Below are 25,187 nucleotides of genomic sequence, written 5' to 3'. Positions count from 1 at the left end.
GCGTCAAACACGAAGGGCCGCATGGAAGCGGCCCTTTGTGTTGCTACTCAGCGATGCGAGGGGGCTCACGGCCTCAGCCGCTGTGCTTTTCTCCCTCGTGCTTTTCGCCTTCATGCTTGTCGTTGGCGCGCTTGTCTTCCTCGTGTTTGGCCGGCTCGTGCTTCGCTTGCGCGTGCGCTTCCTGTGCATGGGGCGCTGCCTCATGCCGCTCAGGAGCAGCCTTCTGTTCGTGCTGCGGCGGACGTTCTTCACGGGGCGCGGCGGCAGCGGCATGCGCCTGCATCTGCGGATGAAGGTTTTCCTGCTTCATCGCCTGGGCCTTTCTTTCCTCGGCCTGCTGGCGCGCCTGTTGCGCGGCATTCTGTTGGGCCTGTTCACGTTCGCGTGCTGCCTGCTGTTCCTTCTGCGCGCGCTGCTCCTGTTGTTGCTGCTGCAGTTGGCGTTGCTCCTGCTGCTCGCGCTGTGCCTGTTGTGGCGCTTCCTGATGCGGGTGCGCACCCGTTGCCTGCACGGCTTCCTTCTGCGCCTGCGGCTGTGCATGCAGGTTGGCCAGTGCCATCTTCTGCTGAGTTTCCTGCGCGCGCAGTGACGGCATCGCGCCGGGACGTGCATCGCTGGCCGTGAAATGCGGCATGCTCATGGCCGCCGGTGCCACCTGTTCGCGGCGATTGTCGATGCGGGTCTGGTTGTTGACGTTGCGCTCGTCGACATTGCGCACGTTGTTCACGTTGCTGACATTGCTGACGTTATTGACGTTGCTGACGTTGTTCACGTTGTTGTTCACCACGCGCGTATTGTTGACCGTCACGTTGTTGTTGGTCACGCGGTTGATGACGGTGGTCGAGTGCGACACATAGGTGGTGTTCTTGTACACCACGGCCGGCCGCTGCCAGTCGCCGGAGGGGCGATCGCCGCCACCGCCGCCACCCCAGTGCATGCCCCAGTCATGCCATCCCCAGTCACTGTGATGACTGATGGCCTCGCCCACGAACACGCCCACGCCGAAGGACAGCGCACCCACCACCACTTCATTGGCCACCGGGCTGGGCGGACGATAGGCATAGCCCGGATATACCGGCACCGGCGGACCATAGACCACGGCCGGGTTGTAGGCCGGTACGTAGACCGTATCCGGCTGGCTGGATTCGATGACGATGGTCTGCGGCGGCGGCGGGATCACCGGGGCACCGGCGTAGACGGTGCGCGGCGCGGGCGCATCTTCCACCCGCACGGTGTCGCTGCTGCGTACCGTGCTGACTACCTTGAGCTGCGAGGAACTCTTGAGATTGCCGGCCTGTTGCGCACGCAGGCGCAGGGCCTGGATGGCATTCATCACGTCGTTGGGATCATTGACGAATGCATCGCCCAGCGAGCGCGTCCAGTCCGGATTGGCGGCCATCTGCGACAGCACCGCCGGGAACATGGTGAGCGATTTCACGCTGACGTCCCAGGGCTGCTTGTCTTCGGCCGCCTGCAGGATATCGCCCTTGAGCGCGCCATTCTGTCCCAGCCACTGGTTGGCGGCGACGATCTGGTCCGGGTAGGTGGCCCCGGCCAGCACTTGCGCCACCAGCTTGTCCGGGAACAGGGCGATGGGGGCCACCATCTGCGACAGTTGCTCGGCCGTGGGCGGCGTGTAGGGCGGCGTGGTCGGCGCAGCCGGCGCGGCGGCTGCGGTGGGCGGGACGGCGTCCTGCTTCTGGCAGGCGGAGAGGGCCAGCACTGCACCGAGCAGCGAAGCCGAAACGATGATGGCGGAAGATCTGTTTCTTGTTGTCATGATGAAGTCCTCGATCCGTGACGGCGCACGGAAACGCGTTGCGATAGCCTGGCTAACGACACGCGGCGATGCGCAGTTGACTGCAGAATTGTGATGGGATGTAACAGCGCAGGCCATGCAAGGCCATCGCGTATTGTTAGGTTTCGAGCACGGCCATGGAGAAAGGTTCGACTTCGTTCTTCGTCAAGCGGAAAGATCGCGCCGCACGGGAAACTGACAAATCACTGACTGGAAAGGCGCACCAGAAGCGGGCGTTGGCGAGATGGTCTTGTCAGCGTTTTGCAAGGTCAATGCAAAAAAGGCAGACCATGAAGGTCTGCCAACAGGAGAGATGCAGCAAGGAAAAACTAATATTTTCAGCGGCACTCGCTCATGTACCGCGATTCGATGCGGGCGCGTTCGCCATACTCGATGTTGCCCGGTCCGTTCATGGTGAAGCGGCCATCGCGCCAGGTGCCCGGCACGGGGGCGCGTTGCACGTTGCTCGGATCGCCGGTGCGCGCGCGCTCCGCTTGCATGCGCAGGCTGCGGCAGGAAGGAGATTCGCTGTTGGAGGCCAGTTGCATGGTGTTGCCGCTGTCATTCACGCTGCCGGTCTGGGGTGCCAGTGCCGTGCGCACCATGGCGCGATGCGGAGACAGGGCCTGGTCCAGTTCACTGGCCGAGGCGGCATAGGCGCTCTGGCTGAACGCCGACGCGAAGACGGCCAGGGTGCCGATGGTGGCGATGCTGCACAGGGCGGAAAGGGTGCGGAAAGAAATGCGCATGATGAGCTCCTCGTTCAGTGATCAGGATGGAAAGCGGCTTGGCATGGACGTAGTCTGCCGGTCCCTGGTTGACGCTGTATGTCATTTCTTCCCGTGCAGATTACAACTGAAACATGGCCGGATGAGCAGTTTTCAGACATGACTTAAAATGATGCATTCCTCCTCAACCATGAGTTTCATTCATCATCATGCTGGACCGCATCCACCTCTCCATCGTGCAGGAAGTCGAACGCCAGGGCTCGCTGACGGCGGCGGCCGGCGTGCTGCACGTCACGCAATCCGCACTCAGCCACAGCATGAAGAAGCTGGAGCAGCAACTCGGCACCGACATCTGGCTGCGTGAAGGCCGCCACCTGCGTCTGACGCAAGCCGGCCAATACCTGCTGGCCGTCGCCAACCGCGTGCTGCCGCAACTGAACCTGGCCGAAGAAAGATTGCGCCAGTTCGCCCAGGGCGAGCGCGGCGCGCTGCGCATCGGCATGGAATGTCACCCCTGTTACCAATGGCTGCTGAAAGTGGTGTCGCCTTATCTGGCCGCCTGGCCAGATGTGGATGTGGACGTGAAGCAGAAATTCCAGTTCGGCGGCATCGGTGCGCTCTTCGGTTACGAGATTGACCTGCTGGTCACGCCCGATCCGCTGGACAAGCCCGGCCTGGTCTTCGAGCCGGTGTTCGATTACGAACAGGTACTGGTGGTGGCGGCCGACCATCCGCTGGCCGGCGCCGATTACGTCAAGCCCAAACAATTGAACAACGAGGTGCTGGTGACCTATCCGGTGCCGGTGGACCGGCTCGACATCTACACCCAGTTCCTGACCCCGGCCGGCATCGTGCCACGCCGCCACAAGACCATCGAGACCACCGACATCATGCTGCAGATGGTGGCCAGCGGGCGCGGCGTGGCAGCCCTGCCGCGCTGGCTGGTGCTGGAATATGCCGAACAGATGGCGATCGTGCCGGTGCGCCTGGGCAAGCAGGGCATCGCCAAGCACATCTACCTGGGCGCACGGGAAAGCGATGTGGAGATCGATTACCTGCGCGCCTTCATCGAGGAGGCGCGGCAGGCGCAGGCATGAACCTTGGTTAGTTCGTTTTTGTGACTTTGTTGAGATGCCGTGGCCGGTCGGCATCCATCCCGCGTGCGGCGGACAATTGCGCCGCCATCACATAGAAGGCCTGGATCGCCACGATGGGATCGAGGTCCGGCGTGGCAGCCACGGGCAAGGTGAGGTCGCGCTCGATCACATCCTCGGGCGCCGCCAGCAGGACCCTGGCCCCGCGTGCGCGCATCTCGGCGGCCAGCGCCAGCATGCCGGCCTGCGAGGGGCCGCGTGTGGCAAACATCAGCAGCGGATAGCCGTCTTCGATCAGGGCCATCGGCCCGTGCTTGATTTCCGCGCCGCTGAAAGCCTCGGCCTGGATGGCGCAGGTCTCCTTGCACTTGAGCGCCGCCTCCAGCGCCAGCGGGAAGCCGATACCGCGCCCCACGATCATGAGGCGGTTGGCCGGGACCAAAGCCTCCACCGCCGCTGACCAGTCGCATTCACACGCCGCGCGCAGCGCCTGGGGCAACTGCGCCAGGGCATCCAGCAAGGCGGCATCATCCTGCCAATGCGCCGTCAGCGAGGCCCCCGCCACCAGACTGGCGATGAAACTCTTGGTAGCGGCCACGCTGGCTTCCACGCCCGCATGCAGCGGCAGGCTCCACTGCGCTGCAGCCGCCAGTGGCGAATCGGCCTGGTTGACCAGCGCCACCGTACTCGCTCCCTGCGCCTGGAAATAGCGGATCGGCTCCACCACATCCGGACTCTGCCCGGATTGCGAGATGGCGATGGCCAGCGCATCGCGCACCTGCAGCGGGGCCCGGTTCAGCGTCACCAGCGACATCGGCAGCGACGCCACGATGCGGCCCAGGCGCGCCATGATGAGATAGGCACAATAGGCGGCCGCATGGTCGGAGCTGCCGCGCGCCACCGTGACGATGGACGCCGGTGGCGCCGCGCGCAGTTGCGCGCCCAGTGCGGCATAGCGGTCCTGGTCGCGGGTCAGCTGCACGGCCACGTAATCGGCCGCAGAGCGGGCTTCCTTAAGCATCAGCGAGGTCAATCTCTTCTCCTTCCACATAGACAGCCTTGAGGGCAAATTGCCGGTCCAGCACCACCACGTCGGCGTAGTGGCCGGTGGCCAGGCGGCCACGGTCGGCCAGGCCCAGGTAATCCGCAGCATAGGTCGAGGTGCGCAGCGAGGCTTCGGCCACGTCCATGCCCAGCGCAATGAGGTTGCGCAGCGCCTGGTCCATGGTCAGCACGCTGCCGGCCAAAGTACCGTCGTCCAGCCGCACGCCGCCCGCGCACTTGTGTACCACCTGCCGGCCCAGCGCATAGTCGCCATCGGGCATGCCCGCCGCCGCCGTCGAGTCGGTCACGCAGAACAGGCGCGGGATGGAGCGCAGCGCCGCGCGGATGGCACCGGGATGCACGTGCAGGAGGTCCGGAATCAGTTCGGCATACTGCGCATGGGCCAGCGCCGCACCGACCATGCCGGGCGCGCGATGATGGAAACCGCTCATGGCATTGAACAGGTGCGTGAAACCCGAGGCTCCATGGGCCAGCGCGGCCACCCCATCGTCATAGCTGCCGGCCGTATGGCCGATCTGTACTTTCATGCCGCGATGGGCCAGCTTGCAGACCAGCTTCAGGTGGCCGTCCACTTCCGGGGCGATGGTGATGAGCTTGATCGGGGCCAGCCCGTCCAGATAATCCACCTGCTCAAGCGACGCCGCGATGGCGAAGTCGGGCTGCGCGCCCAGCTTGCCGGGGTTGATGTAGGGCCCTTCCAGATGCACGCCCAACACGCGCGCATGGCCGGGCAAGCGCGCGTCGGTGGAGCTGCGGATGGCCTTCAACGCCACTTCCAGTTCCTCCAGCGGCGCGGTCATGGTGGTGGCCAGCAGACTGGTGGTGCCGTGGCGTGCATGCAGGCGCGAGAGCACCTGCACCGCGTCGCCGCCTTCCATCACGTCGCGCCCGCCGCCGCCATGCACGTGCAGGTCGATGAAGCCGGGCAGGATGTAGTCGCCTTCGTCGATGACGCGCGGCTGCTGCCGCAACGGGCGGCCGTCGATGGAGCGGATGCGCTGGTCGAAGACCATGCTGCCATGGGTCCAGCCGTGGGGCGTGAGCACGTTGCCGTGCAATTGGGTCAGTGCGTTCATGCCGGGGTCTCCTTGGGTTGCAGGGCGCGCCGCACCAGCAGCAGGGCACCGTCCACCGCATCGGCTTGCGGCGGGACGATGCGGGCCTGCTGGCGGCGTTCCAGGTAGGGCTGCAAGGCTGCGGCCAGTCCGCCGCACAGCGCCAGCGGCAGGCATTGTGCGGGGTCGAGGGTATCGATCATGCGGCTGATCTCGGCGGCCGCCGCCTGCAGGATGCTGCGTGCGGCCACATCGTCATGGGCATGCGCCACCACCGGCCGCGCTGCACGGGCGAAGGCGGCCTGGTCCGCTTGTGCCAGCCAGTCCAGCAAGGTGACGCGTTCATCGCGTGCCGTGTTGGCAGGCAGTTCCTTGCGGCACAGGTCCAGCACGGCGTCGGCCAGCGGCCCGCGATGGCTGCGGCCATCCAGTGCCAGCTGGGCATGGTGCAGGGCGCGCAAGCCCATCCAGCCGCCACTGCCATCGTCGCCGCTGGGAAAGCCCCAGCCATCGACCACGCGGCGGCTGCCATCCAGGTCCAGCGACAGGCCGATGGTGCCGGTACCGACCGCGATGATGGCACCGGGCGCGCCGCCATGCGCACCCAGCAAGGTGGCCACGCCATCATTGACGATCTCCAGCACGCCGAAGGCCGGCGCCTCTGCCCGAAAGTCGGCCGCCCACTGCGCCACGTTCTCGCCTGCGATGCCGATGCCGACCGCCAGCGCTTGATCCGCTGGACGCTGGAGTCCGGCGCTGGCAAAGGCATCCTCGATGGCCTGGCCGATGACGCGCCACGCCTGCGCGGCGCCGATGCGCAAGGCCGAACCCGGGCCGCTGGCCTGCGCCAGCACCTGCCCTTGCGGCGAGGCCAGCCGCACCAGGGTCTTGGTGCCGCCGCCATCGATGCCCAGCAGATAGGCGATAGCGTTCATGTGTCAGTCCTCAGCGAGGCGACGCGCTGCCTGCAGGTTGCCGGGGTTGCGCCGCCGCAGCGCCTGCCCTTGTGCATCGAAGAGATGGAAGGCGTGGCTTTGTACCGACAGCGCGATCAGCTCGCCGATGTGCACGCTGCGATTGCCATCGCCGCGCACCACGATGTCGTGGCCGCCTTCCAGCGTCACGTAGAGGAAGTTGGCTTCGCCCAGGTGTTCCACCAGGTTGACCACGCCGCGCAGCGGCTGGCCATCGCCCAGCCCTTCGCGGATCTGTTCGGCGCGCAGCCCCAGCGTGACGGCTGCACCCGGCGCGACACCCTGCGGATCGACATCAGCCAGCAGCCGCAGTCCGCCGGCGATTTCGACCTGCACGCCGCTGTCGTCGCAGCGCGTGACCACGCCGGGGAAGAAATTCATTTTCGGTGAACCGATGAAACCGGCCACGAACAGGTTCTGCGGCTGCTGGTACAGCTCCAGGGGCGTACCGGCCTGCTGGATGCGGCCCTCGTGCATGACCACGATCTTGTCGCCCAGGGTCATGGCCTCGACCTGGTCGTGCGTCACGTAGACGATGGTGGCCGCCAGTTGCCGGTGCAGCTTGGCGATCTCCAGCCGGGTCTGCACGCGCAGCGCCGCATCGAGATTGGACAGCGGTTCGTCGAAGAGGAACAGGCGCGGCTGGCGCACGATGGCGCGGCCGATGGCCACGCGCTGGCGCTGGCCGCCCGAGAGTTCGCGCGGCAGGCGCTGCAGCAGGTGATCGATCTTGAGGATGGAGGCCGCATGCCGGATGCGGGCATCGATGTCGCTCTTGCTGCTGCCGGCGACCTTGAGACCGAAGGCCATGTTCTTGTACACGTTCATGTGCGGATACAGCGCATAGCTCTGGAACACCATGGCGATGCCGCGTTCGGCCGGCGGCAGGTGGTTGACCACCTCGCCGCCGATGGCCAGTTCGCCGCCGCTGATCTCTTCCAGCCCGCACAGCATGCGCAGCAGGGTCGACTTGCCGCAGCCGGAAGGCCCGACCAGTACGCAGAATTCGCCATCGCGGATATCCAGGTTGAGCCCGGCCAGCACATCGGCGCGGCCATCGTAAGTCTTGCGCAATTGCTTGATGTTGACGTGTGCCATGAAGTCTCCTTTGAATTATTTGACCGCGCCTGAGGTGAGGCCACGGATGAGCTGACGCGAAAAGGCCATGTACAGGATCAGCACCGGGATGACCGCCATCGACAGCGCCGCCAGCACCGAATTCCAGTCGGTGGCGTATTGCCCGATGAACTGCTGCACGCCCAGCGTGACGGTGCGGGTGTCTTCGCCGGGCGCGAGGATGAGCGGGAACCACAGGTCGTTCCAGGCCGGGATCATGGTGAACACGGCGACGGTGGCAATGGCCGGGCGTAGCAGCGGCAGGATCACGCGGAAGAAGATGCTCAGTTCGCCCACGCCATCGCAGCGCGCCGCGTCCTTCAACTCGTCCGGAATCTGGCGCATGAATTCGGAGAGGATCATCACCGCCAGCGGCAGCCCTTGCGCCGTGTAGACCAGCACCAGTGCAGTGCGCGTATTGATGAGGTACAGCGCCACCACCAGCTGCAGGATCGAGACCGTGCCCAGCCGGATCGGGATCATGATGCCGATGGCGATGAAGAAGTTCAGCGCGCGGTTGCCGAAGAAACGGTACTCGGTCAGCGCCCAGGCCGCCATCGCGCCGAAGAGTACGATCAGCAGCAGGGCGGCCAGTGTCACGGCCATGCTGTTGCCGAAGTAGAGCAGGAAGTGGGTCCCTGCCAGCACCTTCTGGAAACCGGCGAAGGTCAGCGTCTCGGCAGTGGGCAGGGCCATCGGACCTTCGAAGATGGCATTGCGGGTCTTGACCGAATTGATGAGGATGAGCGCAATCGGAAACAGCGCAATCACCGCATACAGGCACAGCACCGCATGCACCCAGAGATGGCCGGCGGGGCCGAAGCTGCGTTGGATCAGCGAGGGTTTGCGCATGGTGGTCGGGATAGTTGCAGAAGTGGAAGAAGTGCCGACGGAGGAGGAAAGCTGCATGCCGTTCTCCTTGCCGTCACAGGGCATAGCGCGTCAATCGACGCTGCACCATCACGAAATAGGCCCCCACGCCCGCCAGGATCACCAGGAACATCAGGGTCGCCACGGCCGCGCCCATGGTCGGGCTGCCGATCTGCGCCTGGTAGCCGAAGAAGGTGCGATAGAAGTAGGTGCCCAGCAGGTCGGAGGCGTAGTTGGGGCCGGCCAGCGCGCCCTTGACCGAATAGATCAGGTCGAAGGCATTGAAGTTGGCCACGAAGGTGAGGATGGTCACCAGCCCCAGGGTCGGGTAGATCAGCGGCAGCTTGATCTGCCAGAAGATGCGCAGCCCGCTGGCCCCCTCGGCGTGCGCCGCTTCCAGCACTTCTTCGGGCACTGCCAGCAGGGCGGCGTAGATCAGCATCATGGGAATGCCCACGTACTGCCACACCGAGATCAGCGACAGCGTCAGCAGTGCCGTGGATTCCTGCCCCAGCCAGGGCGCGAACCAGTCGGCCAGGCCGACCAGGCCCAGCAGTTTCTCGCCCACGCCCCACAGCGGCGAGAGGATCAGTTGCCAGATGAAGCCGATGATCACCACCGACAGCAGCGTGGGCAGGAAGATCAGCGTGCGGTAGGTGCGCGCACCGCGCAGTCCCTTGAGGCTGAACAGCGAGGCCAGCAACAGGCCGATGGGATTTTGCAGGGCCATGTGGATGCAGAAGAACTTGACGTTGTTCCACATCGCATTCCAGAAAGCGGCCGACCAGTCGGGATCGAACAGGATGGTGCGGTAGTTGTCGAGGCCCACGAAGCTGCGCACGCCGGCATCATTGGCGGTGTAGAAACCGAGGCGCAGGGTATCGAGCAGGGGCAGGGCGCTGAAGAGCGCGTAGATCAGCACGGCGGGTGCAAGCAGCACCGCCAGTTGCCAGGCGCGGATGGTTTTCACGGATGTCTCTCTTCCTGAAGGGGAGGGAGCGGACCTCTTGGCGGGTCCTTCGCTCCGGGTTGGTGCCTTGCTTGGCCGGACCGTCAGGTCATTGTTGCGGCTTGTACCATTTGGCAAAGCCGGCCTGGATCTTGGCCGCCGCATCCTGCGGACTCATCTTGCCGTTGAGCACCTGGGCATTGACGTTCCACATCTCGTTTTCCATGCTGGGCGTGCCACGGTTGAGGATCTGCGAATTGACGCGGATGGTGGAAGCGCAGTTCTTGCGCCAGCCCATCATCTGCTTGGCAATCGGGTCCTTCACCGAGATCAGGTGGTTCGACAGCGAGAAGAAACCGGTGACCTTGTTGGTGTAGAGATCGGCAAACTCCTGCGAGCCCAGCCAGGCCAGGAACTTGTAGGCGTCATCCTTGTTCTTGGACTTCTTGTTGATGCCCATGCCGATGTCGTTGTGGTCCGAGATGTAGCAGGCATCGCCGTTCTTGGGGACCGGCGGCGGGAAGGCGGCAAAGTCCATCTTGCCGTTGAAGTAAGCGATGTCCCAGGAACCGGCCGGATAGACCGCGCCCTTGCCGAGGGCGAACATGTTCTGGCTGTCGCTGTAGGTCTGGGCCGACGCGCCCTTGGGCAGGTACTTGCCGAGCTTGGCTTCGTATTCCCAGGCGGCCACGAATTGCGGATCGGTGAACTTGGCTTTGCCGGCGATGAGCGCCTTGCGGCCTTCTTCACCCTTCCAGTAATTGGGGCCGATGCTGGTGAAGAGCACCTGGTGCGATTCCCACTGTTCGGAAGTGCCCATCGCCAGGGGCGCGTACTTGCCGTTGGCCTTGACGGTATCGAGCAGCTTGAAGAATTCTGCCTCCGTCTTGGGCGGCTCCAGGTTCAGTTCCTTGAAAATCTTGGTGTTGTAGAAGAAGCCGTGGATCACCGAGGCCATCGGCATGCAGAAGGTGTCCTTGCCGTCATCGGTCTGCCAGGCGGCCTTGGCCGCAGGCGCGAAGAATTCCATGCCGGGCTTGCCATCCAGCTTTTCCAGATGGCCCTTGTTGTACAGCGAGAGCGAGACGTCGAAGGGGCGGCAGGCCACCAGGTCACCGGCGGTGCCACCGGCCATGCGGGCGGCCAGGCTGGAATCGTATTCGGTCGGGGCGGTCGGCGAGAACTTCACGGTAATGCCCGGATTGCTGCGCTGGAAGGCCGGGATCAGCACCTCCTGCCACAGCGGCAGGTCATCCACGCGCCAGCTTTCGATGGTCAGCGTGCCTGCCTGGCTGGGCGCGGCGGCCAGCCCTGTCAGGCCGAAGGCCAGGGCACAGGCGGCCAGCAGGCGACGGCGCGGCAATGCCGGGAGGGAAGGGATGAGGGAAAAACGACCAGCCTTTTGTTCGGTCTGCATCTTGGGTCTCCTTGGTTTTTGTGGGGATCGCAGCAGCCCTGCGCCACGAAACGCCGTGACAGTAGCAGCGGCCCGCATGTGATGCGAGCCTGGGCAGCGGCTGGCCGGAGAGTGCCGCAAGTGTTTGATTCAAAAAGAAATTAAGTCGATTCGCCGCACCTTGCGCATTACATATCCTTACAGGCCCTGCAGCATGGCGCGGGCGGGTTCACCGAGGCGGCAAGGGGGCAAGGTGGCGCAGCATCTGATCGCGCCTGTGGATAAGATAAGCAGAACCAGTCTTACATTTATTAACAAGAGCTAAACCGAGTTCATCGTTTTCAAGATGCGTGCGGTGGCGGCGCACTGCTGCACAAATTGCACAATGGCAGTCACCCGGCTATAGTCTCTTCCGGTTTGGAGACAGCACCCCCCATGATAAAAACGAAACGGCCCGCGAATGCACGCGTCGGCCCGGCCCGCTTCGGGCTGGCCGTGCTGTGCCTGCTCGCGCTGGCGCTGGGGCTGGCTGTCTTGCCCGCCCAGGCGCAGGTGCCTGCAGCGGGGCCGTCCCCGGCTACCGGTAATGCCCTGCAGGTGCTGCACTGGTGGACCTCGGCCAGCGAGCGCCAGGCCATCAACGTGGTGGTCAATCAACTGGCCAAACAGGATATCCAGTGGCGCGACGTCGCCATCCCCGGCGGCGCCGGCATGGGCGCCGCCAAGGTATTGAAGAGCATGGTGCTGGCCAATCGTGCCCCGGAAGTGACGCAGTTGAATGGCGTGGTCTTCGGCGAGTGGGCCGACCTCGGCCTCTTGCTCGAGCTGGACAATGTGGCCGTGCAGGGCAACTGGGAAAAGCAGATGTTCCCTACCGTCTGGTCCCTGCTCAACAACCACGGCCACGTGGTGGCCGCGCCGCTGGGCATCCACCGCATCAACTCGCTGTTCTACAACACGGCCATCTTCAAGCGCTACAACCTCGCGCCGCCCAAGACCTGGGACGACTTCGACCAGATCGTCAAGAAGCTGCAGGGCACCGGCATCGTGCCGCTGGCGCAGAGTGCCGAGGCCTGGCAACTGGCCACGCTGTTCGAGAACATCGCGCTGGCCGAGAGCGGCCCCGCCTATTACCGCCGCCTGTTCGTGGAGATGAGCCCGGCCGCCTATCTCGATGCGCGCATGCTGCATATCCTCAAGCGCCTGCGCAGCCTGGCCTCCGCCATGCCGCAGCCGGTGCGCGAGCGGCCCTGGACGGAAGTGGCGCGCAGCATGGTCAGCGGCGAGGCCGCCATGCTCATCATGGGTGACTGGGCCAAGGGCGAGCTCAATGCCTGGGGCATGGAAGTGGACCAGCAGTTCGGCTGTGCACCGGCGCCGGGCACGGGCGACTTTCACCTCTACAGTACCGACACCCTGGCCATGTTCGCCGGCAACTATGCGCACCAGCCGATGCAGGAAACGCTGGCGCGGCTGACCATGTCGCCGGCCGTGCAGTCCGAATACAATAGGATCAAGGGTTCGATTCCCGTGCTGCGCGCGGCCGATCCGCACATGGACCGCTGTGCGCGCGACTCCTGGCGCGCCTTCAGCAAGGGGCCGGCCTGGCAGGCGCCCAGCCTGGTGCACCGCATGGCCACCGACGATACGACCAAGGATGCCATCGTGGCCGAGGTGCAGCGCTTCTTCCTCGACCGCAACCTGAGCGAAGAACAGACCCAGAAACGGCTGGCAGCGATTGCGCGTACACTCGCCCGCAATCGTAACGATTAAGAATTTCGGAGATGGAGCAGCAACATGACGCGCAAGATATTGATCGTCGACGATGACCAGAAGACCCGCACCCTGTTGAAGGCCTACCTGGAAAAGAACCAGTACGAAGTGCGCCTGGCCCATGATGGCGCGGCCTTCCTGACCGAGTTCCAGCGCTTTGCCGATGAGCTCTCGCTGGTGATCCTGGACGTGATGCTGCCGGACACCGACGGCTTTGCCCTGTGCAAGGCGGTGCGCCGCAAATCCAACGTGCCGGTCATCATGCTCACCGCCAGCTCCGACGAGACCGACCGCGTGGTCGGGCTGGAGCTGGGTGCGGACGACTACATCGCCAAGCCCTACAGCCCGCGCGAACTGCTGGCGCGCATCAAGGCCATCCACCGCCGCATCGGCATCGACAACAGTGCGGCGCCGCGCTACTACCGCTTCGCCGGCTTCTCGCTCGATACGGTGGAACGCACCCTCACCGACAGCGCCGGCGAAGTCGTGCCGCTGACCGGCATGGATTACCAATTGCTGAAGTATTTCGTCGAACATCCGGGCGACGTGCTCGATCGCAATGTGCTCTGTGAAGAAACCCGCGGACGCGATGCCGGCCCGCTGGACCGCTCGCTGGACGTGCAGATCAGCAAGCTGCGCCTGCGCCTCAACGATGGCGGCCGCCAGCCGCACCTGATCAAGACCGTGCGCGGTGCCGGCTATGTCTTCTCGGCCGACGTCAGTGCCGCAGCCGCCTGAGAGCCTGGCGGCGGAGACGGCAGCGCTGGCTGTCCCCGCTGCCGCCGCGCGTCCCCCCAGCCTGCGCCGCCGGCTGGCTGCGCTGCTGGACTGGATGCTGCCGGATTCCCTGCTGGGCCGCCTGTCGGTGGTGATGATCTTTGGTGTGCTGGTCACTCAGGTGGCCGGTGGCCTGATCTGGGCCGTGCAGCTGCGCAGCAAGTCCGAGGCCGAGACCCGCACCGCCGCCCAGCACCTGGCCCATAGCGCCGCTTCGGCGATCCGCTACTTCATGACATTGCCACCCAACTACCGTCCGCTGATGATCCAGCAGCTGCGCGAGATGGGTGGCACGCGCTTCTTCATCAATGCCAACAGCAGCGCGGTACCGGTCAAATCGATCGGCGACAGCCGCCTGGCCAAGCTGGCCATCGATGTCGCCGCCCAGACCCTGCGCGAAGACCTGCCCTTCCTGCCGGAAGCGCGGCTGGCCTTCGCCTGGCCGGATGGCCTGCCGGTAGCCAGCGATGGCCTCACCGTCAACGACCTGCCCGACAACTGGGTGCAGCACATCCTGCTGACCAAGCCCAACTCGGCCCCGGTGCTGGTGATCCAGATGGAGGTGGAAAGCGGCCGCTGGATTTACCTGGCCGCGCTCATGCCCAACCCGTATTTCCTCGACAGTGACAATCCGCTGTGGCTGGACCGCCTGGTGCTGCAGGGTCTGTCACTGGCCGCGATCCTGCTGCTGACCATCCTCGTGGTGCGCTGGACCACCCGTCCGCTGGCCGCGCTGGCCGATGCCGCCGAAGCGTTCGGCAAGGGCGAGACCGTACCCAGCCTGCCCGAGACCGGCAGCCGCGAATACGTCAAGACTGCGCGCGCTTTCTCCGGCATGCGCGAGCGCATCAAGCGCTATCTGGAAGATCGTGAGCGCCTGTTCGTCTCCATCTCGCATGACCTGCGCACGCCCATCACACGCCTCAAGCTGCGCACCGAACTGATGGATGACGACGCCATGCGCACCGATTTCCATGATGATCTCGATGAGCTGGACATGATGGTCAAGGGCGCGCTGCAATCGGTGAAGGACAGCGACATCCACGAGAACCGCACCGAGGTGCGCCTCGATGCGCTGGTGCTGCGCATGATCCGCGATGCCCGCCTGGCCGGCCACGAGATCGCCTTCACGCCCTCCGGCATCAACGTCATGGCCAAGCCGCTGGCCCTGAAGCGCGCCATCGGCAACCTGTTCGACAATGCCCTGTATTACGGCCAGAAGGTCGAGATCAGCATTCGGCCCTCGGCCGGTGTCGGTGGCGACCTGGTGGAAATCGAGATCCGCGACCACGGCCCCGGCGTGCCGGAAGATGCCATGGGTACGCTTTTCCAGCCCTACGTGCGGCTGGAACACGGACGCGCACAGAACAGCGGCGGCATGGGCCTGGGTCTGGGCATCTCGCGCAACATCGTGCAGGCCCATGGCGGCGAACTGCTCTTGCGCAACCATCCGGAGGGCGGCCTGATCGCCACCATCATCCTGCCGGCGCGCTGACGATCCGTCGGGAACGGGCCTGGCGATTCATCTGTCAGACAGATCAATCGCATCAAAATTTTGCATTTAATGAATAAGTGAGAGAAGCGTAGACTTCAGCACACCACCCAGGAAGTGGCAGTTCAGGCAGTTCCCCCTCGATTCTTCCCGCAGAACATTTCTCCAAGGAGACCCATGAGCTATATCGCCGAATCCTCCCGCTACGATGGCCGCATGCCCTACCGCCGTACCGGCCGCAGCGGCCTGTTGCTGCCCGCCGTCTCGCTGGGCCTGTGGCAGAACTTCGGTGGCGTCGACAACTTCGAAACCGGCCGCGCCGTGCTGCGCCGCGCCTTCGACCGTGGCGTCACCCACTTCGACCTGGCCAACAACTACGGTCCCCCGGCCGGTTCCGCCGAGGAAAACTTCGGCCGCTGGATGGCCAAGGATTTCCTGCCCTACCGTGATGAGCTGGTCATCTCCAGCAAGGCCGGCTGGCAGATGTGGCCCGGCCCTTACGGCGGTCCCAGCGGTGCGCGCAAGCACCTCATCGCCAGCTGCGAACAGAGCTTGAAGCGCATGGGCCTGGACTACGTCGACATCTTCTATTCGCACCGCGTCGATGCCGACACGCCGCTGGAAGAGACCATGGGCGCGCTGGCGCAGCTGCATCGCCAGGGCAAGGCGCTCTACGTCGGCATCTCGTCCTATTCGCCCGAGCTGACCCGCAAGGCAGCGGCCATTCTCAAGAGCGAAGGCGTGCCGCTGCTGATCCACCAGCCCAACTATTCCATGCTCAACCGCACGATTGAAAGCGGCCTGCTGCCGGCGCTGGAAGAACTGGGCGTGGGCTGCATCGGCTTCTCGCCGCTGGCGCAAGGCCTGCTGACCAGCAAGTACCTGGGCGGCGTGCCGGAAGGCGCCCGCGTGACGCGTGCGCCGTCGCTGCCGCAGCGCATGCTGTCGGAGGACAACCTGGCGCGCATCCGTGCCCTGAACGACATCGCCGCCAAGCGCGGCCAGACCCTGGCGCAGATGGCCATCGCCTGGGTGCTGCGCGATGCGCGCGTGACCTCGGCACTGATCGGTGCGCGCACCGTCGAGCAGCTCGACGATTCGCTGGATGCGGTCAAGAAGCTGGACTTCACGCAGGAGGAACTGGCCAGCATCGACAAGCACGCCACCGATGGCGATGTGGATCTGTGGAAGGTGTCGTCGTCGATCACCTGACGCCGATTGGCACGTGCATCAACGAAGAGCCTGTCCCGTTTGCGCGGGACAGGCTTTTTTCATGAGCGCTCGCCGGGCTCGGCGTCTTCCGCGCGTTCCGGGCGCGACCACATCCAGGCCGCACCCAGGGCCATGCCCAGCGTGGCCAGCACGATCACCCAATGACGCTTGACGGTGAAGAGCATGATGACCAGGCACAGGCTCATCATGAGGGAAGCGCTGATCTTGGCGCGCCGCGCCACCACGCGGCCGTGGCGCCAGTTGTGGATCATCGGGCCGAACAGGCGATGCTGTTCCAGCCAGCGCTGCAGGCGCGGTGAACCCTTGCTGGCGGCCCAGGCGGAGAGCAGCACGAATTCGGTGGTCGGCAGGCCGGGAATGAAGATGGCCACGATGCCGATACCGAGGCTGGCATAGGCCAGCAGCAGCCACAGCCAGCGCGTGCGGCGCGGGGCCAGCTGGCTGGACGGCAGCGGCAGGGGCGGTTGGGACGGACTGTCCGCCATGGCCTCAGTCCAGCGCGAAGTGCCGTTTCAACAGCACGCCAAAACGTTCGAAGGCCGCAGCGGCACCGGCCACCACCGCATCCTGTTCCTGCGCCGAGAGACCCGGCGCATCGAGGAAACTGACGAAGCGGCGCCAGACCACCGCCCGTCCTTCCGGGTAGGCCGCCAGGTTGCGCGCGCCAAAGCTTTCGCTCAGGCCCAGCTTGTCCTTGACCTCCTTGAGCAGGAAGGCCGCGCCCAGCGTCGAACCTTCGGAGACGTAGAGCCAGCCCAGGGCTTCAGGCATGGCCACGTTGCCGGTGGCGATGACGGCCTCACCCGGCGCGGCCTGCAGATCGGCCAGGTCGGCCAGTGCAGCGGCTTCGCGGCCGCGCACCTGCAGGTCAGGCACGGCGGCGTGGATGGCCGGATCGTCGAAGAGATGTTCGACATCGCGCTGGAAGTGATACTGCGCTGCCACGAAGCGCACGTACTGTGCGCGGCTGGCGAAGGGTTGCGCCTGTTCCATCAGGGCGTGCATCTGCTCGTGCAGCGTGGCCGTTTCATGCTTGAGACGGGCCGAGAGCAGGGCGGGAGCGGTAGAGAGAGGATTCATCATGGTCGGGACGGGTCATCATGTTGCCGCCCGGGAGATCCGGCGGGCCCATCATGTCGATGGCCCTGGGCGGCGCGGCTGGCAGACCCGGCCTGCGGGAGGACGGAAGAGGCTGACTGCGTCGGCCATTTTAACGCAAACGGCCGGACCCGCTTGCGCGCGGGGCCGGCCGTGGGGGTGTCAGCACTTTCGTCATTCTGACGAGGCGGGCACGTCAGAATGACAAAGGTGGCGCTACATCTTGAAGCCGCCCACCAGCACCGACAGCCGGTGCGCCTCATCCTGCAAGGACTTGGCAGCGGCTGCCGCCTGTTCGACCAGCGCTGCATTCTGTTGCGTGCCTTCGTCGATATGCGTGATGGCCAGGTTCACTTCCTGGATGCCGCCATTCTGTTCGCTGCTGGCATGGGCGATTTCGCTGACGATCACGCTGACGTCACGGATACTGGCCACGATCTGTTCCATGGTCTGCCCGGCCTGGGCCACCAGCACGCCGCCATCGGCCACCTTGGCCACCGAGTTGTCGATGAGCTGCTTGATCTCCTTGGCGGCCTGGGCGCTGCGCTGGGCCAGCGAACGCACTTCGGAAGCCACCACCGCGAAGCCGCGTCCCTGCTCACCGGCGCGGGCCGCTTCGACGGCGGCGTTCAGGGCCAGGATGTTGGTCTGGAAGGCGATGCCGTCGATCACCGTAATGATGTCGGCGATCTGGCGCGAGGAGGCATTGATGGCTTCCATGGTCGAGACCACGTTGCCGACCACTTCACCGCCCTGTGCAGCGATCCGGGAAGCATTGCCGGCCAGTTCGTTGGCGCGGCGCGCGCTTTCCGAGTTCTGCTGCACGGTCGAGGTCAGCTGTTCCATGGCCGAGGCGGTTTCTTCCAGCGCACCGGCCTGCTGCTCGGTACGGGCCGACAGGTCCTGGTTGCCGCTGGCGATCTCGGTGGAAGAAATCTTGACGGTATCGCTGCTGCGGCGCACGTCCTGCAGGATGCCGGTGATCTGGTTGACGAACTGGTTGAAGGAGCGCGAGATCTGCGTCAGTTCATCCTTGCCGTCTTCGTCCAGGCGCAGGGTCAGGTCGCCGTTGCCGGAAGACAGGCTGTCCATGGCCCGGCGCACGCGCGAAAGGCGCTGGAACACCGCCGTGGTGATCACGCTCATGATGCCCGCTGCCACCAGTGCCACGAGCACCAGCGCGATCAGCGCCGAGCGCGTGGCATTGCGCATGCCGGCGGTGACGTCGGCCTTGTCCATGGCCAGCATCAGGGTCCATTCGGTGCCTTTGATGGGGATGCCCTTGATGAGCTTGGCCGCGCCATCCAGTGGCAGTGCGCTGACCTTGTCATCGGCCGCCAGGCTCTGCAGGCGTTCCGGGGTCAGCTCGGCATTCCACTCCTTGGCCGGCTTGTTGACCCACTGGCCATCCGGGTGCGCCAGCATCAGGCCGTCACGGTCCACCAGGAAGGCGTAGCTGGCCGGGGTCGGGTGGATGGCGCGCACCACTTCGGAGACGCCATCAAGGAACATGGCGGCCGCCACCACGCCCACGCGCTGACCGTTCTGCATCACCGGTGCGGTGAAGGAGACCATCGGCTTCTTGGTGGCGACATCGGTGTAGGGCTTGGTCAGCACCGGCTTGCCGGCGGCCACCGCCTGCTTGTACCAGGGGCGGGCGGTCGGATCATAGCCGGCCGGCAGGCCTTCGGCAGCCGAGGTGAAGGCGGTCTTGTCTTCGCGGCCGAGGGTGGTGACGTAGAAGCCGCCGCTCTTCTGCAGCAGCTTGATGACGAACACCGGATCGGCCCCCTGCACGCCTTCGGCGGCGGCTACCGTCATGGCGGTGCGGGCCGCCACCCATTCATTGATGGTGGAACCGAAACCGGTGGCCACGGCTTGAGCATTGCGCTCGATGGCGCGGTCGTTGTCCGTCTGGATGATGAAGAAGGACACCGTCCCGACCACCGCCAGGCTGGCGACCAGCAGGGCAATCGTATAGAACAGGATGCGGGCTTTGATGGAGTTGAGCATGTGGAATCCCTGAAATCATTATTTTGGTGAACCAGGCCCTGTTCAATCTTGACGGACGGCATCCGGACCGGTGCATGAGTGTGGACCCCGCTGCCGTGGCGGTAACCGTGGAATACAGCTGGATTTCACCGTCTGATGCGGGCTTGCCCGAGACTTGGGCGGTTCCGGGCCGATGTGATGAAAACTTAGTCGGAGTACGGTCAGACCGCCCGCGATCCCTTGCAGCAGGGGGACTGATATGAATGGAAATGAATTTTTACTAAGTTTTTCAACCTCGCTCAGCGCTGGCTGACGAATTCATGACAACAGTTCGCGCAGCAGATCCTTGCGCGGGCCGGACTTGGGTTCAAAGGCCAGTGCCTGTTCCACATGCAGCAGGTGGTGTTCCATCAGTTCGACGGCCTTCTCGACATCGCCCGCCCGCGCCGCCGCGATGAAGGCGCCATGTTCCTCGCTGGAGCAGGCGGCATCGCGCGTGGACTGGTAGAGCATGGTGATGAGGGCGCTGCGGCCAGCCAGCTTTTCCAGGATGTCGGTCAGCACGTCGTTGCCGACGATGCGCGCCAGCAGGATGTGGAAGTCGCTCAGCAGGGAAGAGCGCACCTGCATGTTGTCATCCTTGACGGCCTGGCGTTCCTGTTCCAGGTGCGCTTCCAGCCGGGCGTAATCCGCTTCGGTGGCGCAGGCCACGAACTGGCGCACCATGGCCGCTTCCAGCGCCCGGCGCACGAAGAACAGGTTGCGCGTCTCCTCCACCGTGGGTTTGCTGACGAAGGCCCCCTTGTCGGGGATCAGGTCCACCAGCTTGTCCTTGGCCAGCATCACCAGCGCCGCGCGGATCTTGGTGCGGCTGACCTGGTACACCCGCGCCAAGGCTTCCTCGGGCAGCTTGGCACCGGGCGGCAGGCGCTGCGCGGCGATATTGGCCGCGATGTCGCTGGCGATGGCGTCGGAACTGTCGGGCGCGGGGGCAGGGGCGGAAGCGGTCATGGCTGGGGGGACGAGTGGCTGGGAAGGCCGCCCTGCGGCGGCGCTCCATTGTAACCAGTGCAACGATGGACAGCCAATTCCGCTTCCCCTGCGTCCATCGGCGGGCTCAGGCCCGGGCCGGGCTGGCGGCCACGCCCGGCAGGTCGATGACGGGCAGTTCCTCGGCCAGCGGCGTCACGTATTCGCCATTGAGCACGGCGCGGGCACGTTGCTTGTCGATATCCTTTTCCCAGCTGGCGATGACGACGGTGGCCACGCAATTGCCCAGCAGGTTGCCCAGCGCACGGGCGATGCCGATGAACCAGTCGATGGACAGCACCAGCACCAGGCCCACGACCGGAATGGCCGGGATGGTGGTCAGCGTGGCCGCCAGGATCACGATGGCCGAGCCGGGCACACCGTGCGCGCCTTTGGAGGTCACCAGGGCAATGGCCAGGATCGCCGCCAGGTCACCCCAGGACAGGTGCGTGTTGGTGGCCTGGGCGATGAACAGCGCGGCCATGGTCAGGTAGATCGAGAAGGCATCCAGGTTGAAGGAATAGCCGGTCGGGATCACCAGGCCGACGGTGGACTTCTTGATGCCCATGTGTTCCAGCTTCCTCATGATCTGCGGCAACACGCTGTCCGAGGAGGTGGTGGCCAGCACCACCACCAGCTCTTCGCGCAGGTAGCGGATCAGCTTGAAGATGGACAGCCCGCTGGCGCGCAGGATGCCGCCCAGCACCACCAGCACGAAGAAGATCACCGCGCCGTAGAACAGCAGCACCAGCAGTGCCAGCTGCTTGAGCGAGCCGATGCCGTACTTGCCGACCGTGAAGGCAATCGCCCCCAGCACGCCCAGCGGCGCCAGGCGGATGAAGAAGGACATGCACTTGAAGAAGGCATCCGACAGCGACGACACCAGCGCCACCACCGGTGCGCCCTTGTCACCGATCAGCAGCAGCGCGCAGCCGAAGGTCACCGAGATCAGCAGCACCTGCAGCACATCGCCGGAGGTGAAGGCGCTCACGGCGGTGGCCGGGATCAGCTTCATGATGAAGTCGGCAAAACCGGTCTCCTTGACCTTGCCGGCATTGGCCATGTAGCCCGACAGGCTGCTGGCATCCAGGTTGCTGGGATCGATGTTCATGCCCGCGCCGGGGTGGACCACCAGCGCCAGCACCAGGCCCAGCAGCAGGGCGATGGTGGTCACCACTTCGAAATAGATGATGGCCTTGACGCCCACGCTGCCGACCTTCTTCAGGTCGCTGGCACCGCAGATGCCTTGCACCACCACGCAGAAGACGATGACCGGAATGATCATCTTGATCAGCTTGATGAAGCCGTCGCCCAGCGGTTTGAGGCTCTGGCCGAAATCCGGCCACAACAGGCCGATGACGATGCCGGCCACCAGCGCCAGCACCACCTGCCCGAACAGGGACTTGAATACTTTGCTCACCGTTGTCTCCTTGACTTGTTTTATTGAAATGTTGCCAACGCAGGTGATCTTTTTTGTCGCGGTGGCGCGAGATCACTATATTGCATACAATTTTTGAATACAATAAAAAACACGAAAATTTTCGAGTCCCGCTCCATCCCGGAGCCGGTCGAGCAGAGGAGACGCGATGAACGCCATGGACCTGTCCAGCCAGCAGGCCGGCCAGCAAGCGATGCAGTGGGCCGAGCTGCTGGCGCAGCACAGTGAAGCCCCCGGCATGCTGACCCGGACCTATCTCACCCCCACGCACCAGGCTGCCGCCGCCGAGTTGACGCACTGGATGGAGCAATCCGGCCTGCGCGTGCGGCGCGACAACGCCGGCAATGTGATCGGCCGCTACGAGGCCGCGCCAGGACATGCGCATCGTCCGGCGCTGGTGACCGGTTCGCACTTCGATACCGTGCGCAATGCCGGCAAGTACGACGGCAACCTGGGCATCGTGCTGCCGCTGGCCTGCATTGCCCAATGGCATCGTGCGGGCAGGCGTTTTGCGTTTCCCATCGAGGTGATCGGCTTTGCCGAGGAAGAGGGCGTGCGCTTCAAGGCCACCCTGCTGGGCAGCCGCACCGTGGCCGGCACCTTCGACCAGGCCGTGCTGGAAAACGTGGATGGCGAGGGCATCAGCATGCGCCAGGCGATCCAGGCTGCCGGACTGGATCCGGCTGGGATTGCAGGGGATGCGTGGTCGCCCGCTTCCGTGGCGGCGTTTGTCGAGGTGCACATCGAACAGGGCCCGCTGTTGCTCAACGAGGGCTTGCCGGTGGGCGTGGTCACCGCGATTTCCGGGGCCAGCCGCTTCATGGCCGAGGTGCGCGGCCTGGCCGGGCATGCCGGCACGGTGCCCATGCACCTGCGCCGCGATGCGGCGATGGCAGCAGCCGAGATCGGGCTTTACATCGAACGGCGCTGCGGCATCAAGCCGGGGCTGGTGGGCACCATGGGCATCCTGGAAGTGGTGCAGGGCGCGGCCAATGTGGTGCCGGGGCTGGCCAGTTTTTCCATCGACATCCGCGCCGAGGAGGATGCAGACCGTCTGGCGGCGGTGGCCGACGTGCGCGCCGAGATCGAGCGCATTGCCGCGCGGCGCCAGGTCGGGATCGATTTGCGCCAGACCCATGAGGCGGCCAGCGTGCCCTGCGCGCCGCGCCTGCAGGCGGCCTTGGCGCGAGCCATCGAGACGGCTGGCTGGCCGGTGCGCCACCTGCCTTCCGGGGCCGGGCACGATGCCATGGCCATGGCACCGCTGGGCGAGGTGGCCATGCTGTTCGTGCGCTGTGGCAACGGCGGCATCAGCCATCACCCCGACGAGACCATGAGCACCGAGGACGCCTGCATCGCTGCGCAGGTCTTCCGCCATCTGGTCGAACAATTCCAGCCCTGAGCGCGCTCAGGCTTTTTACTGAAAGATTACGGAGTCTCCATGTCCACCATCACCATCGACGGATTCAACCTCACCGCTGCGCAAGTCGTCAGCGTGGCCCGCGCACCTCACCTGAAAGTGGCGCTGGCCGAGTCTTCGCGAACGGCCCTCAAGCAAAGCCGCGACTACATCGAAAGCACCTGGATGCACGATGAAGCGCCCATGATGTACAGCTTCAATACCGGCGTCGGTTTGCTCAAGGACACCCGCATCAAGGTCGAGCATATCGAGCTGTTCCAGACCCAGCTGATTCGTGCGCACAGCGCGGGTATCGGCGAGCCGTTCTCGGAAGAAGTCAGCCGCGCCACCATGCTGCTGCGAGCCAATGCGTTTGCATCGAATTATTCCGCGCCGCGCGTGGAAGTGGTGGATCGCCTGCTGGCCTTCATCAATGCCGGTATCCATCCGATCATGCCGCAGAAGGGATCGGTCGGCGCTTCCGGCGATCTCGCGCCACTGGCTTACCTGGCGGCGGCCATTGCCGGGTTTGATGAAGCCGAAGTGATGTATCAGGGCCAGCGCATGCGCGCGACGCAGGCCATCGAGCAAGCCGGGATAGGTTCGGTCAAATTTGATCTTAAGGCCAAGGATGCCTCGGCCCTCATCAATGGCTGCACCGCTTCGCTGGCGGTCGCCATCCTCGCCGCGCACGATGCGCGCCATCTACTGACCGATGCCTGCCTGTCGCTCGGGCTGACGCTGGAAGCGATGCGGGCCGAGATGTCGGCCTTCGATCCGCGTATCCAGCAGGCGCGTCCGCATGCGGGCCAGATCAAGACGGCAGAAGTCATCCGCACGCTGCTCAAGGGCTCCACCCGTACCACGCATGAAGCGCGCGCCGTGCAATTGCCCGATGAATTGCGCCGCACCGATATCCCCTACACCGCGCGCATCCAGGATGTGTACTCGCTGCGTTGCGCACCGCAAGTGTATGGTCCGGTATTCGATGCACTCGACTACATCGATACCATCATCGAGAAAGAGACCAACTCCGCTACCGACAATCCGCTGATCTTCAACAAGGAAGACGGCGAAGGTTTCGAAATCATTTCCGGCGGCAACTTCCACGGCCAGTATCTGGCGCAGGCGATGGACTTGCTGGCCATGGCCATCACCGATCTGGGCAGCATCTGCGAACGCCGCATTGCGCGTCTGATCGATCCGACCTTGTCGTGGGGACTGCCGCGCAACCTGATGAGCGGCGTGCGCGGCGTCAACACCGGCTATCCGGTGGTGCAGTGTTCCATGAGTTCGCTGGTGATGGAAAACCGTACCCTGTGCATGCCCGGCAGCGTCGACAGCATCCCCTCCAAGGGCAACAGCGAGGATCACATCTCCAACTCGACCTGGTGCGCCCGCAAGGCGATGACGGTGGTGCAGAACACGCAATACATCGTCGGCGTGGAAATGTTGCTGGCGGCGCAGGCGCTGACCATGACCGAGGACTTGCTCAAGGACTTCAAGCTGGGGCAGGGTACGCAGGTGGCCTATGACGAGATCCGCCGCCAGATCCCGGCCTGCCTGGATGGCGATCGCTGGTTCCACGACGACGTGCAGGCTGCGCATGGCTTCGTGGTCAGCGGGTCGGTGCGGGAGGCGGTGATCGCGGCCATCGGGACGTTCGTGTGAAGTAAATGCGAGCCGAGCCATGAGAATTTGACCCCGCAGGCTCAAGTCTGACAAAAAGCTGACGTTCAAGAAGATTGAACGGCAGCTTTTTTCATTTGGGGGCAGCGCCAATGGGATTGCCTTGCGGCAATCACATGTTGCGTGTTGTCTGCGCGCATCAGGATATCCCTGATGGCTGGATGACGCGCCCGCAGCCAGACTGCGCTCACCAGCACTCTCACACTCCATCGAGGAACACGA

At 64.6% G+C, this 25,187-nt stretch carries 21 protein-coding genes; 7 read left to right on the top strand and 14 right to left on the bottom strand.

The genetic code is table 11. The features are described 5' to 3' along the window. Window positions 1-73: 73 nt before the first annotated feature. Both MKD49_RS14935 and MKD49_RS14930 read right to left on the bottom strand, forming a co-directional pair. Window positions 74-1,780, bottom strand: coding sequence for a DUF3300 domain-containing protein (locus MKD49_RS14935; RefSeq protein WP_252696674.1), 1,707 nt, complete (start codon window positions 1,778-1,780; stop codon window positions 74-76). A gap of 356 nt (window positions 1,781-2,136) precedes the next feature. Continuing rightward, window positions 2,137-2,547 (bottom strand): hypothetical protein, encoded by a 411-nt coding sequence (locus MKD49_RS14930; RefSeq protein ID WP_209583426.1) that lies wholly within the window; start codon window positions 2,545-2,547, stop codon window positions 2,137-2,139. 188 nt (window positions 2,548-2,735) lie between these two features. Between MKD49_RS14930 and MKD49_RS14925 the strand changes: the two genes are divergently transcribed. Then, a complete protein-coding gene (locus MKD49_RS14925) occupies window positions 2,736-3,623 on the top strand; it encodes a LysR family transcriptional regulator (protein WP_121041079.1) in 888 nt (295 codons plus the stop codon). 7 nt (window positions 3,624-3,630) lie between these two features. Here MKD49_RS14925 and MKD49_RS14920 read toward each other — a convergent pair whose 3' ends face one another. The 7 genes from MKD49_RS14920 to MKD49_RS14890 form a co-directional block, all read right to left on the bottom strand. Further along, entirely contained in the window at window positions 3,631-4,641 is a 1,011-nt protein-coding gene (locus MKD49_RS14920; RefSeq protein WP_252696761.1) for an SIS domain-containing protein, read from the bottom strand. Continuing rightward, the gene (gene nagA, locus MKD49_RS14915) at window positions 4,634-5,761 is read right to left on the bottom strand and encodes an N-acetylglucosamine-6-phosphate deacetylase (protein ID WP_252696673.1); all 1,128 of its coding nucleotides are present in this window, start codon (window positions 5,759-5,761) and stop codon (window positions 4,634-4,636) included. The genes MKD49_RS14920 and nagA overlap by 8 nt, the downstream gene beginning before the upstream one ends. Further along, entirely contained in the window at window positions 5,758-6,675 is a 918-nt protein-coding gene (locus tag MKD49_RS14910) for a BadF/BadG/BcrA/BcrD ATPase family protein (protein WP_252696672.1), read from the bottom strand. The genes nagA and MKD49_RS14910 overlap by 4 nt, the downstream gene beginning before the upstream one ends. A 3-nt stretch (window positions 6,676-6,678) precedes the next feature. Then, complete coding sequence (locus MKD49_RS14905; RefSeq protein ID WP_121041073.1) at window positions 6,679-7,812, bottom strand: ABC transporter ATP-binding protein; 1,134 nt, start codon at window positions 7,810-7,812, stop codon at window positions 6,679-6,681. A gap of 15 nt (window positions 7,813-7,827) precedes the next feature. Beyond that, window positions 7,828-8,682, bottom strand: coding sequence for a carbohydrate ABC transporter permease (locus MKD49_RS14900; protein WP_252696760.1), 855 nt, complete (start codon window positions 8,680-8,682; stop codon window positions 7,828-7,830). 73 nt (window positions 8,683-8,755) lie between these two features. Next, complete coding sequence (locus MKD49_RS14895) at window positions 8,756-9,670, bottom strand: carbohydrate ABC transporter permease (protein WP_134134117.1); 915 nt, start codon at window positions 9,668-9,670, stop codon at window positions 8,756-8,758. A gap of 88 nt (window positions 9,671-9,758) precedes the next feature. Then, window positions 9,759-11,066, bottom strand: a complete 1,308-nt coding sequence (locus MKD49_RS14890) for an ABC transporter substrate-binding protein (protein WP_204726843.1) — start codon at window positions 11,064-11,066, stop codon at window positions 9,759-9,761. 414 nt (window positions 11,067-11,480) lie between these two features. Between MKD49_RS14890 and MKD49_RS14885 the strand changes: the two genes are divergently transcribed. The 4 genes from MKD49_RS14885 (at window position 11,481) to mgrA (ending at window position 16,299) form a co-directional block, all read left to right on the top strand. Continuing rightward, entirely contained in the window at window positions 11,481-12,818 is a 1,338-nt protein-coding gene (locus tag MKD49_RS14885) for an ABC transporter substrate-binding protein (RefSeq protein ID WP_252696671.1), read from the top strand. Window positions 12,819-12,842: 24 nt separating this feature from the next. Further along, a complete protein-coding gene (locus MKD49_RS14880) occupies window positions 12,843-13,556 on the top strand; it encodes a response regulator (RefSeq protein WP_034331706.1) in 714 nt (237 codons plus the stop codon). Beyond that, window positions 13,540-15,090 (top strand): ATP-binding protein, encoded by a 1,551-nt coding sequence (locus tag MKD49_RS14875; protein ID WP_252696670.1) that lies wholly within the window; start codon window positions 13,540-13,542, stop codon window positions 15,088-15,090. Before MKD49_RS14880 ends, MKD49_RS14875 begins: the two co-directional genes overlap by 17 nt. Before the next feature lie 174 nt (window positions 15,091-15,264). Then, window positions 15,265-16,299 carry an L-glyceraldehyde 3-phosphate reductase gene (gene mgrA / locus MKD49_RS14870; RefSeq protein WP_209533971.1) on the top strand — a complete coding sequence of 345 codons (1,035 nt, stop codon included), beginning with the start codon at window positions 15,265-15,267 and terminating at the stop codon, window positions 16,297-16,299. A 59-nt stretch (window positions 16,300-16,358) separates the two neighbouring features. Here mgrA and MKD49_RS14865 read toward each other — a convergent pair whose 3' ends face one another. From MKD49_RS14865 to MKD49_RS14845, 5 genes are all read right to left on the bottom strand, one after another. Beyond that, window positions 16,359-16,805 (bottom strand): YbaN family protein, encoded by a 447-nt coding sequence (locus MKD49_RS14865; RefSeq protein ID WP_252696669.1) that lies wholly within the window; start codon window positions 16,803-16,805, stop codon window positions 16,359-16,361. Window positions 16,806-16,809: 4 nt separating this feature from the next. Further along, window positions 16,810-17,403, bottom strand: coding sequence for a biliverdin-producing heme oxygenase (locus MKD49_RS14860; protein ID WP_371925471.1), 594 nt, complete (start codon window positions 17,401-17,403; stop codon window positions 16,810-16,812). A gap of 231 nt (window positions 17,404-17,634) precedes the next feature. After that, window positions 17,635-19,431 (bottom strand): methyl-accepting chemotaxis protein, encoded by a 1,797-nt coding sequence (locus tag MKD49_RS14855; protein ID WP_121041061.1) that lies wholly within the window; start codon window positions 19,429-19,431, stop codon window positions 17,635-17,637. 297 nt (window positions 19,432-19,728) lie between these two features. Further along, on the bottom strand, window positions 19,729-20,421 hold the full coding sequence (locus MKD49_RS14850; protein WP_121041059.1) for a GntR family transcriptional regulator: 693 nt from the start codon (window positions 20,419-20,421) through the stop codon (window positions 19,729-19,731). Between the two features lie 106 nt (window positions 20,422-20,527). Further along, complete coding sequence (locus tag MKD49_RS14845; protein ID WP_252696668.1) at window positions 20,528-21,859, bottom strand: C4-dicarboxylate transporter DctA; 1,332 nt, start codon at window positions 21,857-21,859, stop codon at window positions 20,528-20,530. Between the two features lie 166 nt (window positions 21,860-22,025). On the opposite strand from MKD49_RS14845, the gene MKD49_RS14840 reads away from it, so the two are divergent. After that, on the top strand, window positions 22,026-23,279 hold the full coding sequence (locus MKD49_RS14840; protein WP_252696667.1) for an allantoate amidohydrolase: 1,254 nt from the start codon (window positions 22,026-22,028) through the stop codon (window positions 23,277-23,279). A 39-nt stretch (window positions 23,280-23,318) separates the two neighbouring features. Then, window positions 23,319-24,947, top strand: a complete 1,629-nt coding sequence (gene hutH, locus MKD49_RS14835; protein ID WP_204726845.1) for a histidine ammonia-lyase — start codon at window positions 23,319-23,321, stop codon at window positions 24,945-24,947. The last annotated feature ends 240 nt before the right edge of the window (window positions 24,948-25,187 follow it).

It is taken from the genome of Herbaspirillum sp. WGmk3, from assembly GCF_023952535.1.
Taxonomy (GTDB): Bacteria; Pseudomonadota; Gammaproteobacteria; order Burkholderiales; family Burkholderiaceae_D; genus Herbaspirillum; species Herbaspirillum huttiense.
The sequence above is the reverse complement of the archived record's forward strand: the minus strand, read 5'-3'. Positions and strand labels throughout refer to the sequence as shown.